Raw genomic sequence first — 14,563 nt, 5'->3', positions numbered from 1 at the left:
CGGGCGAAGAAGTGAGAAATTAGTGCAGCAAACCCAAGTGTTCAACCAAAATACTACAGCCAATCCCAATCAGCACCACGCCACCCAGTATTTCAGCCCAGCGCCCCATCACCGGCCCGATAAAGCGACCGAGCAAAATACCGGCTGCCGCCATAGTAGTGGTCGCCATCCCAATCGTCAGCGCCGTCATTACAATATCGACCTGCAAAAACGCCAGGCCAACGCCCACCGCCAACGCATCAAGACTGGTGGCGACCGCCGTAGTTGCCAGCAACCAAAAACCGTGGCGGCGGGCGGGCGGCGGCGTTTCAGCGCCGGACTTGCTCAGCCCCTCGATAATCATCCGCCCACCTAATACCAGCAACAGCGTAAAGGCAACCCAGTGATCCCATGCCATGATGTATTTACTGGCAACCAGCCCAATACCCCAACCAATCAGGGGCGTAATCGCTTCAATCACGCCAAAAATTAGCCCGGTACGCAACGCTTCTTTAAGGCCTGGCCGATGCAGCGTTGCGCCTTTACCTACGGCGGCGGCAAAGGCATCCATAGACATTCCAAAAGCCAGAATAAGAGTGGCGTAAAGATTCATTATTTTTTACCGCAAACGGTGTAAGACAAAAAAATCGGGACAACCCCAAAAAAGTGCGCTGATACTAACATGCGAATGCGAAGAGAAAAAGACAATAAAATCATGGATTTAAATATAGCTCTGGCTATACATTTTAACGTTGGCTATGTCTGGAGAAGAACGTCGGCGAGCCACGACAACTTTTCACTATGAAACTAAAGGCATTTTCCGCAGATGCTTCCCGTTCCGCGTGCATAAAAAAGCCAGGTGATTGATGGTTGAACCACCAGGCGGATTCCCTGACAATGCGGGCAACGTTTATCACGATAGACCTGCAACATGAAAAGCTCACTTGATGCCTTTATTTCCCTAATGGGGATTTTAATGCTGGGATTTTTCTCGGCGCTCCTTCTACCCGCCCCTTCGTTTGGCCTTGAGGTGTCGCGCAAGCTGATGGCAACCTTTCATTTTCAGGATTTGAATCAGCTCTATACGCTGGTATTTTGCCTGTGGTTCTTGGTATTAGGCGCGATAGAGTTTTTGGTGCTGCGTTTTCTGTATCGCCGTTTTATCAAGGTCTAACCGCCGCTCAACGGTACTTATCTACCAGCCACTTTAACGTCTGAGCACAGCGTTCGAAGCCTTCGCGCGGCAAGGTAGTGACGCCTAATAACAATCCATAGCGCCGCGTTTCATCACGTTGATACCATACTGATAGCGGTGAAGGCGCCAACCCATACGCTAACGCTTCACGCGCTAACTTGCGGTCCGGGAACCCATCCGGCAACGTAAGTACCACGCACAGACCGGCTAACTGAAGGTGCGGAAAATGTGGTCGTAATGCCTGCATCATCTGCTCCAGCCGTTCGGCATAGACCCGCTTCATGCGGCGTAGATGACGCAGGAAATGCCCCTCACGCATGAACTCCGCCACCGCGTTATGCAGGACAAAGGAAGAGGCGGGCGCCAGCGTGGCGGCAATATCGCCGAAGCGCGTCGCCAGCGTTAATGGCACCACAACAAATCCCAACCGCAACGTTGGGCTCAGCGTTTTACTAAAGGTGCCAATATGAAACACACGCCCTTCGGTATCGAGCGAAGCCAGAGCCGGTGCTGCGCGCCCTGCAAGTTGTAGTTCGCCAAGATAATCGTCCTCAATGATCCAACGTTGTTGCGCACTGGCCCATTGAAGTAGTTCGCTACGCCGCTCAAGAGACAGCGTCATGCCCAACGGCGATTGTTGCCCTGCGGTCACCAGCGCAAACGAGGCGTTCGGCGCGGCGATAAGGCCATCTGCAACGCGCATTCCGTGCTCATCGACACGAATGGGTACCGTCTCTATCTCAATCAGCTCCAGCGCCTTACGCGCCAACAAATAGCCCGGCTCCTCCAGCCATGCTTGCTGTCCCCGCCAGCCCATCGTAAGGCAGATCAATCCCAGCGCGCCGGCATAGCCATTGGTCAGGATAATCTGCCCTGGCTGGCAGTTAATCCCGCGTGTCATGGCCAGATAAGCCACCAGCTCTTGCCGTAACGCCAAGCTTCCACGCGGATCGGCATAGCTGGCGGTGCGTCCGATCATCGCTCGCGCATGGCGTTGTAAAATGCGCGACCACACTTTTTCCGGAAACGCATCGCTGGCTGGCACGCCCATCTGGAAGGTTTGCGCAGGCGTATCAAAGTCATACACCATGTCATACAGCGGCGGCATGACGGCGGCGCGCGGCGCAGCAGCCGGTACGGTCGGAGGATGAGAGGTCACGAAGGTTCCCGCCGCGCCTTTCGCCACCAGCAATTGGCTATCGGCGAGCATGTCATAGACATTGCGCACCGTGCCGCGTGCCACGCCCAGCTGCGCCGCCAGATCGCGACAGGAGGGCATCCGCGCGCCCGGCGCCAGCCGCCCTTCTCGTATTGCCTGTGTAATCGCAGTGCGGATTTGCTCGCCCAGCCCACTCCGCCGGTCGCGGTTAAGCGTCAGATCAAACCTTACCGCTGCGTTTGATGGGCCATTTTTTTGGTCATTTCTTGGCACTTTTACTGTTCCATTGAAGCAAAGAGAATGGGGTCTATCCCGATGCTAACCAGACTATCAAGAGTGAAAGCGGAGATCCCTATGAGTGAACGTATTGATTTTTATCACGCCGCCCCGGCCGGAATGAAAGCGTTAGGTGGCGTTTACAGTTACCTGTCACAAACCGATCTGAGTAACGCGCTGCTAGAGTTGGTTTTTCTGCGCGTCTCACAAATTAATGGCTGTGCGTATTGTATTGATATGCATACCAAAGCATTACATAAAGCCGGGCTTGCCTGGGAGAAAATTGTGCTGGTGCAAGTGTGGCCTGAGACAGAAACACTGTTTAGCGAGAAAGAAAAGGCGGCGCTGGCATGGGCAGAAACTTTAACCTTAATTGCCGAACGTGGCGCGCCAGACCCGGCTTTTGCTTCCCTTTCGGCGCATTTTTCACCTAAAGAAATTGTCGATCTTAATATCGCCATTGGCCTGATGAACGCCTATAACCGTATGGCGATTAGCCTGCGTAAGTTACCGGATAGCCTCTTGCACGCGTAAAAAAGGGTGAGGTCATAGGGTTAATTTGGCCTCTTCACGGATCATGGCGACCAGCGCTTTGATGCCTGCCGGTACGTGGCGATGGCCCGGATAATACAGGCACAGGCCGCCAAAGGGTTGGCACCACTCATCTAATACTGCGACTAGTCGCCCGGCGGCGATGTCAGCGCGGGCGTGGGTTTCGGTAATAAATGCCAATCCGAGGCCCGCCAGCGCCGCCGCCAGCCCGGCGCGCACGTCACTGATCACCAGACGTGGGGGAATGTCTGCCTCAAACAGTTCCCCTTTTCGCTCTAGCTCCCAACGATAGAGACTCCCGTTCGATAAACGCATACAAATGCCCTGATGATGCCGAAGATCTTCCGGCGCGTTCGGCGTGCCATGGCGAGCAAGATAAGCAGGCGACCCGACCACGATCAGCCGCAGATCGCCGGTCAGCGGTACCGCAATCATGTCCTGTGGTATGTTTTCCGCCAGGCGAATACCGGCATCAAACCCCTCAGCAACAATATCAATCAGCTTCGCCTGGCTGGCGATCTCCACCTTCATCTGCGGATAGCGCTGCATATAAGGGACAATAATGCGCTCGAAAAATAGCGCCCCGCTCTCCGGCGGCGCATTAATACGTAGCGTGCCAACCGGTTCGGCGGAATTACTGTTTATCTCTTCCGAGGCGTGCCGAATCTCGATTAATGCCGGCCCAATCCGCGCCACAAACTGTTGACCGGCTTCGGTCAACGCTACGCTACGCGTGGTGCGGTTAAATAAGCGTGCCTGCAAACGCGTCTCTAACCCGGCAACGGCGCTACTGACGGCGGTAGCCGACATGCCCATCTCTTGGGCGGCGGCGCGAAAACTACCGCGTCGTACCACCGCCATCACCACTTCTAATTCAATCAGACCGGAACGATGCATTGATTATCCTGAAAATCGGTTCTCCTATTGCAGGATACACCTACTTATCGGGACGATACAGCAGAGCTACACTGCCTTTTTCCTTTCTGTCATGGAGTCTCGTGATGCAACGCATTGATAAAATCTATCTCAATGGTGAATTTGTCACCCCACATGGAGAAGAGTGGTTCTGTCTCTATAATCCGGCAACCGAACAGGTTATCGGCCAGGTTAGACTCGCCGACCAAGTGGATGCGCAGCAGGCCATCGCTGCGGCAAAAGCCGCTTTTCCCGCCTTCTCTCTCACCAGCAAGGCCGAGCGCATCGCTATTCTGACCCGGATGCGTGATGCGGTAGCCGCACGGCAGGCCGATTTGCTGGAGGCCGTGATCGAAGAGTATGGCGCGCCCGCCTCCCGTTCCGACTGGATGGCCAGTTATCCGGTAATGGTGATTGACGAGGTGATTGAACAATTACAGGGCTATGAGTTTGAGCAACAAGCAGGCAGCGCTCGGGTGGTGATGACACCGGTCGGCGTGGCCGGCTTAATTACGCCGTGGAACAGCGACGCGGGCTTTATTTGCGGCAAGCTGGCAACGGCAATCGCCGCTGGCTGTACCGCAGTGATTAAACCCAGCGAAATGAGCGCCATGCAGACGCAAATCGTGACCGAGGCGTTACATGCCGCATCTATCCCGGCTGGCGTGTTCAACATTGTGACCGGTCGCGGAGAAATCGTCGGGGCTGAGATTAGCAGCAGCCGCGATATCGCAAAAATCTCATTCACTGGCTCAACCGTCACCGGGAAAGCGATTTTGCGCGGCGCGGCGGAAACCCTCAAGCGCGTCACGCTGGAATTGGGCGGGAAATCTCCCACCATTATTCTCGACGATGCCAATATCGAAGAGGTAGCACCGTTAGCCATCGCGGCGGGCTTTATGAATAGCGGGCAGGCTTGTATTGCCGGAACCCGAATTCTGGTGCCTGAATCACGCAAAGCGGAATTTGAAAGCGTACTGGCCAATGCGGTTGCCGAAGCACGTTCGGGCGATCCCCGTCATCCGGAGACCACCATTGGGCCGATGGTCAGCCAAAAACAGTGGGAACGAGTACAACGCTACATCCGTATTGGTATTGATGAAGGCGCGCGTCTGCTGACTGGCGGCGAAGGCCGACCGGAAAATATGGCGCGCGGTTGGTGCGTAAAACCAACGCTGTTTACCGATGTCAGCAACGATATGACCATCGCCCGTGAAGAAATTTTTGGGCCAGTGCTTTCAATCATCAGCTACCGCGATGACGCCGAGGCTATCGCGATTGCCAACGATACCGACTACGGTTTAAGCGCATTGGTGCTTGGTGGAGATGCGCAGCGTGCTACGCGCGTCGCAGAGCAAATTGAATCTGGTCGGGTATTGGTCAACACCTTGGCACACGAACCTAAAGCGCCTTTCGGCGGCTTCAAACACTCCGGGCTGGGACGTGAAATGGGCGTTTGGGGGCTGGAAGCGTTCCTGGAGCCCAAAGCGATCCTCGCTAGCCGATAGTTTATCGCGCGCCCTTCTCCTGATGTGCCAGGCTAACAGTAACCACATCATTTATTCGTGCTGAACCACACAGGAGAAGACATGATGAAAAAACACGGTTTCGCCTTAGCGCTCGCCCTGTTTGCTCTGCCGGTGTTGGCCGACGATCAAGGCGGTTTTAAGCAACAAGGAACGCCGCCGCCAGCGAAGGAACAGCAGAAAGGTTATCGCGGTGTGACCGATGTTCAAAATGCCATGACGGTGGCGAAGCTGCCTGGCTTGTCAACCGGCACCTGGGTGTCACTAAAGGGGAATATCATCAGGCAAACCAACTCGGATGATTACCAATTACGCGATACGACCGGCACGGTGTTGCTCCAAATTGATGACCAGGTTTGGCAGGGCCAGGAAGTGAAACCCGACGATCTGGTCACGCTCAATGGCACGCTCATCAAGCATGGCAATAGCCGTATGGTTCAGGTAAAACAACTACGTCGCCTATAATTTGCCTGCGCCCTTCCCCGGCATGAGGAGGGGCGACCTTTAGGCGAAATCAGACAGCTTCTGCGCCGAGTCTATCAATTCCTGCAACAGCATCTGTCGGCGCTCTGGCGGCGTATCACGGCTTACCATGAAACAAAAGGCGGCTACCGACTGCCCTGCGCGCGAACGGATTGGCGCCGCCATACAGCAGGTGAAACTATCCGATAACCCTTCCGTCATGCTGTAACCCAGCTCGCCAGCCCGGTGAATATCTTTAAGAAACGCCTGCTTATCCAGCACTTTTCCGGTCGCTAAACGATAATCCTGTTCCGGAATCAGATCGAGAATCGCCTGATCTGACCAATCACTCAGCAATAACCGCCCGGTTGCCGTCCATGGGATCGGCACCCTTACCCCAATATCTGAGGTGATTTTGAAGGGATGAGCATTACTTTCCGATAACACCACGGTGTATTTATTCCCCTCCAGCATACAAAGCTGAACGGTTTCACCATGGCGGGCGACAATTTCCACCATCAATTGGTGCGCCCGACGAATCAGGTCATTATGCGCCATATAATCCGCACCGTAATAGTGCATCTCCCGACCAAAGAAGACCGCGCCTTCGGCGCTGGTTTCCAGCCAGCCCGCCTCGCTGAGGATGCCAACCAGCTCATAAATACTCGACCGCGGCGCGCCTGTCGCCTCAATCAACTCACGCATCGCCAACGGCTGTTGTGCGATATGCAACTGACGGAAAATATCGATAATACGGTCAACACCGCGCGCCCGGGACGGCTTTTCATCAGGCATACAGAGACTCTCTTATTTAACGTTATTCGCTGCTGGTACTCATTACCGACCGCTTATCATACACAGAATCGCCGCGCTTTCCCGTAAGGAATTAAGGAACCCGTCATTTTTTATTTTCCCCTTTTTTATGCCCTGCTTTGGGGCCCCATATTGGCGATTAATGCTCACCACTGAAATATAAAAAACGATTCAGGTCACATTTTATTTAATCGATTTCATTTTTTTCATCACAAGCCTGAGATTAATCCCGGGCGATTAAAAATTAATTCGCCCGCCCTATATTGCAAAATAAATACAGTTATGCAAATCTGAAAACATCCGGTATCGCAGACATCAGTCCGCTATACCGGACAAGCAATCATTACAATTATCATCTCATTCATGCAGTGCCGACGCATCACAGGAGAGTTCTTCATGTCAATAAAACGCTATGGCATCGAAGGTGGGATTGGGACGGGTGGTCAAAAACTCCCGTTCGCACGTGCCGTAGAAGCCGATGGATGGCTGTATATCTCCGGCCAAACGCCGATGGTTAATGGCGAAGTGGTCGAGGGCGGAATTATCGAACAAACCCGGTTAGCGTTTGAAAATTGTCTGGCGATTATGCATGAGGCCGGTTTTCGGACAGAAGACGTGGTGCATGTAACGGCGGTGCTAACCGATGCGCGTTATTTCAGTTCATTTAATAAAGTGTTTAGCGAAATATTTTCAGATTCACCGCCAGCACGTATTTGTAGCGTGCAAGACTTGGTGGTTGACTGCAAAGTTGAAGTTGACATGAAATGTTTTAACGCCAACAGAAAATAATAATTTTACTTTCATCCTTGCCATGCATTAACGGTTTTTTATTACGTCTCCAATTAAATCAGAGAGTAAAAAATGAATCTTATTAAGCATACGACACCAGCAGCAGCCCTGTTAGGGGCGCTAAGTTTATTTTCACTAATGGGCTGTACTCCAACTGAAAACAAGGATGAAAAAAGCGGCGCGCCTGCCTCCACGCTGCAAACCGTATTGCAGCGCGGCACGCTACGGGTTGGGGATTGCCTGAGTTTTGCCCCGTTTGGTTTTTACGATAAGCAGGGCAACCCGGATGGCTATGACGTTGATCTGGCGAAGGCATTAGCCAAAGAGATGGGCGTCAAGCTGGAAATGGTGAACACCACCAGCGCCAACCGTATCCCTAACCTGCAAACCAACAAAGTGGATGTGGTGTTCTGTAACTTCACCCGTAATTTGGAGCGAGCGAAAGAGATTGGCTTTACCCAACCTTACGTGGTGGCCAGTGAAGCGATGCTGGTACGCAAAAATAGCGGCATTCAGTCGGCGCACGATATGCAGGGCAAAACTATCGCCACGGTAAAAGGCTCGACCAATGGCGATGAAGTGCGCGCAATGAATATTCAGGTCAAAATTCAGGAGTATGACTCTTCGCAAGCCGCCATCCTGGCAGTGAAACAAGGTCAGGCTGACGCGATGATTGAAGATAATAACTTCCTCGCTTACCAGGCAAAACTGGATCCTACCCTGGCTGTAACCAATGAAGCGCTGGTGCCACTGGAATACAACGCGTTCGGCGTGAAACAGGGTGACCAAGTCTGGCTAAATTATCTCAACGAATTCTTGTTTGAGGTTAATGCCTCCGGTGAAAACGCGACGCTGTACCAAAAATGGTTCGGTACTAAGCCGCGTTACCCGTTGAATCCGCAATATTAATCGCTGAGGGGAGGCTATCCGTTCACGCACGGATAGCCTCTCTTACTGCTGGTCAAACAGGAGCCCTCTCATGAGCTACCAATGGTTAACCTTGTGGCGCTATGCCGGGACATTTGTTGATGCGGCCTGGCTAACCTTGCAGGTCACACTGCTGGCTTTCGTGCTTGCCATGGCGCTCGGCTTACTGGCGGCGCTGGCGAAGGAGTCACGCATTACCCTGGTGCGGTGGATTAGCGGCTGTTATATCGAATTCATCCGCAACACTCCGGTCTTGCTACAAATTTTCATCATCTTCTTTGGGCTGCCGTCATTGGGCATCACCATGAGTGCATTCACCGCTGGCGTGCTGGCATTGGGTATCAATGTGGGGGCTTACCTGGCGGAAACCTTTCGCGCCGGTATTCAGTCGGTTCCTCAGGGGCAGCGCGAGGCGGCTTATATTTTAGGTATCAGCCCACGTCAGATGTTTATTCATGTTGTCATGCCGCAGGCAGCGCGCGCCGTCTATCCGGCGATTATCAATAACCTGATACAGCTACTGCTTGGTACCTCGCTACTTTCGGCTATCGCTTTACCGGAACTCACCGGTACCGCGACAGTCATCAATGCGCGGACACTGCTCTATATCCAGACCTTTAGCGTCGTTTTAGGCGTTTACCTGGTACTGAGTAACCTGTTTTCCTGGCTGGGCAATCTGATCGGACGCCGGGTGTTCAATCCGCCGCTGGTGACCAAAGTAAAAAAGTCCGTCTGGTTTCGCCGCGTAACTTTCCCGGTTAATCCGGTGAAACAGAGGAATCCAGTATGAATGATTTAATTTTCTCCAGCCTGCCGCTGCTATTACAAGGGTTACTGATCACCCTTATTCTTTCGCTGGCCGCCATCGTCGGCAGCACGCTGCTGGGTTTGCTGGCCGCCGTGCTACGTACCAGCCAGCTCCCGGTCGGCAAGCAGATCGCGCAAGTGTATACCGAGCTATTTCGCGGCACGCCGGTGCTGATTACGCTGATGTTTATCTACTTCGGCGTGGCCTATTTCGGTTATGAAATTAACCTGTTCGCCGCCGGTATCCTTGGGCTCAGCATCTATCAGGGCGCTTATATCGCCGAGGTGTTCCGCGCCGGTATTGAAGCGGTGCCGAAAGGGCAGTGGGAAGTCTCCTGGATCCTCGGCCTGAATAAACGTCAGACCTTTTTTAATGTGGTGTTGCCGCAAACCCGGCGCATCGTACTGCCGCCGCTGGTCGGGCAGTATCTTTCCCTGATTAAGGACACCTCGATCGTCAGCATGATCGGTATGTCAGAACTGATGCACCAAGGGCAAGCGATTGTCGATCGCGTTGGTCAGCCGGTAGTTATCTATGGGCTGGTTTCCCTGCTGTATTTCGTTATCTGCTTCCCTCTTTCACGCTGGGTTCAGCACGCCAGCCAAACCAGGAGCCAATTATCATGAGTAAACCCGCAATTGCGCTCAGCAATGTCACCAAATCCTTTGGTAGTACCCAAGTGCTGAAAGACATTAGTCTGCAAGTGACCCCTGGCGAAGTGCTAGTGCTAATTGGCGCTTCCGGTTCTGGCAAAAGTACCGTTTTGCGAATTATGAGCGGGCTGGAAACCGCCGATGGCGGCGAAATCTGGGTCAATGATGTGCCCCTGCACGACACGCGTCGCAGCCGCGAGATTTGCGGCCATGTCGGGATGGTGTTTCAGCAGTTCAATTTGTTCCCGCATAAAACCGCGCTAGGTAACGTGACGTTGGCGCTAATTAAAGCGCAAAACCTTTCCAGCGCTGAAGCCAATAAGCGCGGTATGGCTGCGCTGGAGCGGGTGGGCCTGGCGGAACGCGCACAACATTACCCTTCACAACTTTCCGGCGGCCAGCAACAGCGCGTCGCCATTGCGCGTGCGCTGGCGGTAGAGCCCAAAATTATGTTCTTTGATGAAGCAACCTCGGCCCTCGACCCGGAACTGGTCGGCGAAGTGACCGAGGTGATGCGCGGCCTGGCACGCGATGGGATGACAATGGTTGTCGTGACCCACGAAATGGGCTTTGCGCGTAAAACCGCCGACCGGGTGGTGTTTATGGATAAAGGGGTGATTGCCGAGCAGGGCGTCCCGGAACAAATCTTCGTTAATCCGCAAAATCCGCGCACGCAGCAATTTCTTTCCCGCGTGCTGGAGCACTAATCCGGAGGTGGTCATGTCTTTATCTTTTCCTCTACAAGCCGACGGCAAGCTGGACCCAATCAGCACGCCGCCGCACTACAAATCCGTCGCCGGAGACGGGCGACAGCCGCTGGCTAACGGCACGCCGGTATTATCGTCACCGGAGGTTTTCTCGCCAGTGATGGTGATGAAGCAGTCGGCAATGTTAGATAACTTGCACAACTTAGCGGCCTTTTGTCGCGAAAATGGCGTTATGCTGGCGGCACATGGGAAGACCTCGATGTCGCCTGCCATTTTACGTCAGGCGGTCAGTGAAGGCGGCGCGTGGGGTCTAAGCGCCGCGACCCCGGCGCAGGTGCGGGCGTTACGTAGCTTTGGCATTCGTAATGTGTTTCTGGCTAATGAGCTGGTTGATCCGGCGGGTATCCGCTGGATTGCCGATTATCAACGCCAGCACCCAGACCAGGCGTTTCTCTGTTATGTGGATTCGCTGGCAGGCGTAAAACTGCTGGAAGACTCTCTCGGTGAAAGCGTCATTTCGGTGCTGCTGGAGGTCTCGGTGGCTGGAGGACGTACCGGTTGCCGTAGCCTGGAAGAGGCGCTGACCATTGCCGATGCCATTTCAGCCAGCCGTTCACTCCAGTTAGTCGGCGTAGCAGGCTACGAAGGCGCGGTTGCCGCCGGGCGCACCGCGCATTCACTGGCGATTGTCCGTGGGTATTGTGATTTTATCGTCACTGTCGCGGAGCAGTTGGCGCAGCAAAACCTCTTTGCCGGCGAAGAGATTATCCTCAGCGCTGGCGGCGGCGCGTGGTTTGATATTGTCGCTGAACGCTTCCGCCAGGCGACGCTCTCCATCCCCTACACCATCCTGATTCGTTCCGGCGCCTATATGGCACATGATGACGGGCTCTATGCGCGCATTGCGCCTTTCGCTCAACCCGGCTCGCCGTATCACTTCCGCCCGGCGCTGGAAATTTGGGGACGTGTATTGTCGCGCCCGGAACCGGGCCTGGCGCTGTTAGACTTCGGGCGCCGCGACGTACCTTTCGATCAGGACTTCCCGATCCCGCATGCCACCCGCCTGCGCGATGGCAGTGGTTTACGCGCCGTCGAGCAGTGGGTGATTAGCGATGTTAACGACCAACACGCTTACCTACGCCTGCCGGAAACCGAGACGTTAGCGCCGGGCGATTGGGTCGGCTGCGGCATCTCCCATCCTTGCACCGCCTTCGATAAATGGCGTTATCTCCCATTGGTTGACGACGATTATCGGGTTGTCGACGCCGTGCTCACCGCCTTTTAATCTTTTCTTCCTTCACAGGGCGCGGTCTGCGCCCTGTCCTCTCCATGGATAACGCTCAATCTGCCCGGCTTTTTGGCTGCTTCGGGGTTCTTCTGCCAGGGTTAAAAGAGATCTCATTAGAGGAGGAGCAGTATGACGCATTCAACGCATCCGGCCGCCAGCGACGAACTGGCGTTACTCGATCGCTACTGGCGCGCCGCCAATTATCTCTCTGTCGGCCAAATCTACCTGATGGATAATCCATTATTGCGCCAGCCGCTGGAAGCCCGGCACATCAAACCACGCCTGTTGGGGCACTGGGGAACCACGCCGGGATTAAATTTTATTTATGCCCATTTAAACCGCATTATTCGCCAGCGCGAGGTTGATTTGGTTTACCTCTGCGGACCGGGTCACGGCGGGCCGGGAATGGTGGCGAATACGTGGCTGGAAGGCAGTTATAGCGAAATCTATCCGGCAATCAGCGAGGATGTCGACGGTATGCGCAAATTGTTTAAACAGTTTTCGTTTCCCGGCGGCATTCCCAGCCACGCGGCGCCGGAAACGCCCGGCTCCATCAATGAAGGGGGCGAACTGGGTTACTCGCTGTCGCACGCTTTCGGGGCAGTGTTCGACAATCCCGATCTGATTGTGCCCTGCGTGATCGGCGATGGCGAAGCGGAAACCGGGCCGCTAGCGGCCAGTTGGCACGGCAATAAATTCCTCAATCCGCAGCGCGATGGCGCGGTGCTCCCGATCCTGCATCTTAACGGGTATAAAATTGCCAACCCCACTCTGTTAGGCCGCGCTAACGACGAAGATCTGTGGCGCCTGTTTAGCGGTTTCGGTTATGAGCCACTGTTTGTTAGCGGCCACGAGCCCGCCGATATGCATCGGCAAATGGCTGATGCGCTGGATAATGCCTTTGACAAGATCCACCACTACCAGCAACGCGCCCGCGCCGCTCAACAAACAGATGAAGTCACGCTGCCGCGCTGGCCAATGATTATTTTACGTAGCCCCAAAGGCTGGACCGGCCCGAAACAGGTCGATGGTAAAAAGGTCGAAGATTTCTGGCGCGCGCATCAGGTGCCGGTCGCCGCTTGTCGGGAAGACGCCGCGCACCGCGAGATTTTGGAAAACTGGATGCGCAGTTATAACCCAGACGACCTGTTTGATGAGCAAGGCAAGCTCAAGGCAGAACTCCGTGCGCTGGCGCCACACGGTGAAAAACGCATGGGCGCGACCCCATATGCTAACGGGGGTCGATTGCGACGCGAGCTGATCACCCCGGACATACGCCGTTATGCCATTGACATTGAGAAAGCGGGAAAAACACAGGCGCAATCAACGGAAGTGCTGGGAGCCTACCTTAGCGATGTTTTCCGCCAAAATCTGACCAATTTCCGTCTCTTTGGCCCCGATGAAACCGCCTCCAACCGCCTAAACCGCGTGTTTGATGCGACTAATCGTAGCTGGATGGAGGCCACCAAGCCTTGGGATGAACAGTTGGCGCCCGATGGTCGGGTGATGGAGATCTTAAGCGAGCATCAATGTCAGGGCTGGCTGGAAGGTTATCTGTTAACCGGTCGACACGGGTTGTTTAACTGCTACGAAGCCTTTATCCATATCGTCGATTCGATGTTTAACCAGCATGCCAAGTGGTTAAAAGTAAGCCGTAAACTTAAATGGCGCGCACCGATCGCTTCGCTCAATTATTTACTCTCTTCCCACGTTTGGCGTCAGGATCACAATGGTTACAGTCATCAGGATCCGGGGTTCATCGATCATGTCGCTAATAAGAAAGCGGATATTGTCAGGATCTACCTGCCGCCGGATGCGAATACCTTGCTGTATGTCACCGATCACTGTCTACATACCTGGGATCGGATCAATGTGATCATCGCCGGGAAGCAGCCGGAGCCACAATGGTTAACCTTCGATGAGGCGGTTCATCATTGCGAAGTCGGAATGGGGATCTGGCAGTGGGCAGGCAATGAACAACCCGGCGAAGAACCTGATGTGGTGATGGCCTGCGCCGGTGACGTGCCCACCATGGAAACGCTGGCGGCAGTCGATCTGTTACGCGACTATTTGCCGAATCTTAAAATCCGGGTCGTCAATGTGGTCGATCTACTGGCGCTGCAAACTCACGATCAGCATCCACATGGTCTGGAGGAGCAGCAATTTGATGCGCTATTTACCCAAAATCGACCGGTGATTTTCGCCTTTCATGGTTATCCCAGCTTGATCCACCGTCTAACTTACCAGCGCAATAATCATCGCAACTTCCACGTTCGCGGTTTTATTGAAGAGGGCACCACCACCACCCCGTTCGATATGACGGTATTAAATGAACTGGATCGTTTTCATCTGGCGCAGGAGGCCATTTTGCGCGTGCCGGGATTACAGGATCGGGCAGCGACGATCCTCGACCAGTTGCAGGAGAAGATCGCCGAACATCACGCTTATGTACGCGAATATGGTGAAGATCTCCCTGAAGTCCAGAACTGGCGTTGGTCAAAATAACCCGACGCG

At 54.2% G+C, this 14,563-nt stretch carries 15 protein-coding genes; 11 read left to right on the top strand and 4 right to left on the bottom strand.

The genetic code is table 11. The annotated features are described in order from the left end of the window. Positions 1-19 precede the first annotated feature (19 nt). Entirely contained in the window at positions 20-592 is a 573-nt protein-coding gene (mntP, locus tag PMPD1_RS00870) for a manganese efflux pump MntP (protein ID WP_173632278.1), read from the bottom strand. Positions 593-910: 318 nt separating this feature from the next. Between mntP and PMPD1_RS00865 the strand changes: the two genes are divergently transcribed. Next, positions 911-1,153, top strand: coding sequence for a DUF1158 domain-containing protein (locus tag PMPD1_RS00865; protein WP_173632277.1), 243 nt, complete (start codon positions 911-913; stop codon positions 1,151-1,153). 7 nt (positions 1,154-1,160) lie between these two features. Here the strand turns inward: PMPD1_RS00865 and pdxR are convergent, their stop codons facing one another. Next, positions 1,161-2,606, bottom strand: coding sequence for a MocR-like pyridoxine biosynthesis transcription factor PdxR (gene pdxR, locus PMPD1_RS00860; protein ID WP_173632276.1), 1,446 nt, complete (start codon positions 2,604-2,606; stop codon positions 1,161-1,163). Positions 2,607-2,687: 81 nt separating this feature from the next. On the opposite strand from pdxR, the gene PMPD1_RS00855 reads away from it, so the two are divergent. Beyond that, positions 2,688-3,143, top strand: a complete 456-nt coding sequence (locus PMPD1_RS00855) for a carboxymuconolactone decarboxylase family protein (RefSeq protein ID WP_173632275.1) — start codon at positions 2,688-2,690, stop codon at positions 3,141-3,143. Between the two features lie 12 nt (positions 3,144-3,155). Here PMPD1_RS00855 and PMPD1_RS00850 read toward each other — a convergent pair whose 3' ends face one another. Next, positions 3,156-4,058 (bottom strand): LysR family transcriptional regulator, encoded by a 903-nt coding sequence (locus tag PMPD1_RS00850; RefSeq protein ID WP_173632274.1) that lies wholly within the window; start codon positions 4,056-4,058, stop codon positions 3,156-3,158. Positions 4,059-4,162: 104 nt separating this feature from the next. On the opposite strand from PMPD1_RS00850, the gene PMPD1_RS00845 reads away from it, so the two are divergent. Together PMPD1_RS00845 and PMPD1_RS00840 are read left to right on the top strand one after the other, a co-directional pair. Beyond that, positions 4,163-5,584, top strand: coding sequence for an aldehyde dehydrogenase family protein (locus PMPD1_RS00845; RefSeq protein ID WP_173632273.1), 1,422 nt, complete (start codon positions 4,163-4,165; stop codon positions 5,582-5,584). A gap of 81 nt (positions 5,585-5,665) precedes the next feature. After that, a complete protein-coding gene (locus PMPD1_RS00840) occupies positions 5,666-6,067 on the top strand; it encodes a YgiW/YdeI family stress tolerance OB fold protein (protein WP_173632272.1) in 402 nt (133 codons plus the stop codon). A gap of 39 nt (positions 6,068-6,106) precedes the next feature. Here the strand turns inward: PMPD1_RS00840 and PMPD1_RS00835 are convergent, their stop codons facing one another. Continuing rightward, positions 6,107-6,859 carry an IclR family transcriptional regulator gene (locus PMPD1_RS00835; protein WP_173632271.1) on the bottom strand — a complete coding sequence of 251 codons (753 nt, stop codon included), beginning with the start codon at positions 6,857-6,859 and terminating at the stop codon, positions 6,107-6,109. Positions 6,860-7,273: 414 nt separating this feature from the next. On the opposite strand from PMPD1_RS00835, the gene PMPD1_RS00830 reads away from it, so the two are divergent. The 7 genes from PMPD1_RS00830 (at position 7,274) to PMPD1_RS00800 (ending at position 14,554) form a co-directional block, all read left to right on the top strand. Beyond that, a complete protein-coding gene (locus tag PMPD1_RS00830) occupies positions 7,274-7,666 on the top strand; it encodes a RidA family protein (protein WP_173632270.1) in 393 nt (130 codons plus the stop codon). A gap of 138 nt (positions 7,667-7,804) precedes the next feature. Then, entirely contained in the window at positions 7,805-8,575 is a 771-nt protein-coding gene (locus tag PMPD1_RS00825) for an ABC transporter substrate-binding protein (protein ID WP_435529727.1), read from the top strand. 70 nt (positions 8,576-8,645) lie between these two features. Further along, positions 8,646-9,383, top strand: coding sequence for an amino acid ABC transporter permease (locus tag PMPD1_RS00820; protein WP_173632268.1), 738 nt, complete (start codon positions 8,646-8,648; stop codon positions 9,381-9,383). Next, complete coding sequence (locus tag PMPD1_RS00815; protein WP_173632267.1) at positions 9,380-10,027, top strand: amino acid ABC transporter permease; 648 nt, start codon at positions 9,380-9,382, stop codon at positions 10,025-10,027. The genes PMPD1_RS00820 and PMPD1_RS00815 overlap by 4 nt, the downstream gene beginning before the upstream one ends. Next, positions 10,024-10,761: an amino acid ABC transporter ATP-binding protein gene (locus PMPD1_RS00810; RefSeq protein ID WP_173632266.1), complete on the top strand. Its 738-nt coding sequence runs from the start codon at positions 10,024-10,026 to the stop codon at positions 10,759-10,761. The genes PMPD1_RS00815 and PMPD1_RS00810 overlap by 4 nt, the downstream gene beginning before the upstream one ends. 13 nt (positions 10,762-10,774) lie before the next feature. Beyond that, positions 10,775-12,046, top strand: a complete 1,272-nt coding sequence (locus tag PMPD1_RS00805; protein WP_173632265.1) for an amino acid deaminase — start codon at positions 10,775-10,777, stop codon at positions 12,044-12,046. A 132-nt stretch (positions 12,047-12,178) separates the two neighbouring features. Then, positions 12,179-14,554 carry a phosphoketolase family protein gene (locus PMPD1_RS00800; RefSeq protein WP_173632264.1) on the top strand — a complete coding sequence of 792 codons (2,376 nt, stop codon included), beginning with the start codon at positions 12,179-12,181 and terminating at the stop codon, positions 14,552-14,554. Positions 14,555-14,563: the final 9 nt, after the last annotated feature.

Origin of the sequence: Paramixta manurensis, assembly GCF_013285385.1 — a bacterium.
GTDB classification, from domain to species: domain Bacteria; phylum Pseudomonadota; class Gammaproteobacteria; order Enterobacterales; family Enterobacteriaceae; genus Paramixta; species Paramixta manurensis.
Note: the sequence above shows the minus strand (reverse complement) of the source record. Positions and strands in the feature narration are given on the sequence as shown.

Coding starts and splice junctions, on each gene's coding strand:
- mntP (WP_173632278.1), bottom strand. CDS start 592: ATGAATCTTTACGCCACTCTTATTCTGGCTTTTGGAATGTCTATGGAT.
- PMPD1_RS00845 (WP_173632273.1), top strand. CDS start 4,163: ATGCAACGCATTGATAAAATCTATCTCAATGGTGAATTTGTCACCCCA.
- PMPD1_RS00810 (WP_173632266.1), top strand. CDS start 10,024: ATGAGTAAACCCGCAATTGCGCTCAGCAATGTCACCAAATCCTTTGGT.
- PMPD1_RS00800 (WP_173632264.1), top strand. CDS start 12,179: ATGACGCATTCAACGCATCCGGCCGCCAGCGACGAACTGGCGTTACTC.
- PMPD1_RS00835 (WP_173632271.1), bottom strand. CDS start 6,859: ATGCCTGATGAAAAGCCGTCCCGGGCGCGCGGTGTTGACCGTATTATC.
- PMPD1_RS00830 (WP_173632270.1), top strand. CDS start 7,274: ATGTCAATAAAACGCTATGGCATCGAAGGTGGGATTGGGACGGGTGGT.
- PMPD1_RS00815 (WP_173632267.1), top strand. CDS start 9,380: ATGAATGATTTAATTTTCTCCAGCCTGCCGCTGCTATTACAAGGGTTA.
- PMPD1_RS00840 (WP_173632272.1), top strand. CDS start 5,666: ATGATGAAAAAACACGGTTTCGCCTTAGCGCTCGCCCTGTTTGCTCTG.
- PMPD1_RS00855 (WP_173632275.1), top strand. CDS start 2,688: ATGAGTGAACGTATTGATTTTTATCACGCCGCCCCGGCCGGAATGAAA.
- PMPD1_RS00850 (WP_173632274.1), bottom strand. CDS start 4,058: ATGCATCGTTCCGGTCTGATTGAATTAGAAGTGGTGATGGCGGTGGTA.
- PMPD1_RS00820 (WP_173632268.1), top strand. CDS start 8,646: ATGAGCTACCAATGGTTAACCTTGTGGCGCTATGCCGGGACATTTGTT.
- PMPD1_RS00865 (WP_173632277.1), top strand. CDS start 911: ATGAAAAGCTCACTTGATGCCTTTATTTCCCTAATGGGGATTTTAATG.
- PMPD1_RS00805 (WP_173632265.1), top strand. CDS start 10,775: ATGTCTTTATCTTTTCCTCTACAAGCCGACGGCAAGCTGGACCCAATC.
- PMPD1_RS00825 (WP_435529727.1), top strand. CDS start 7,805: ATGGGCTGTACTCCAACTGAAAACAAGGATGAAAAAAGCGGCGCGCCT.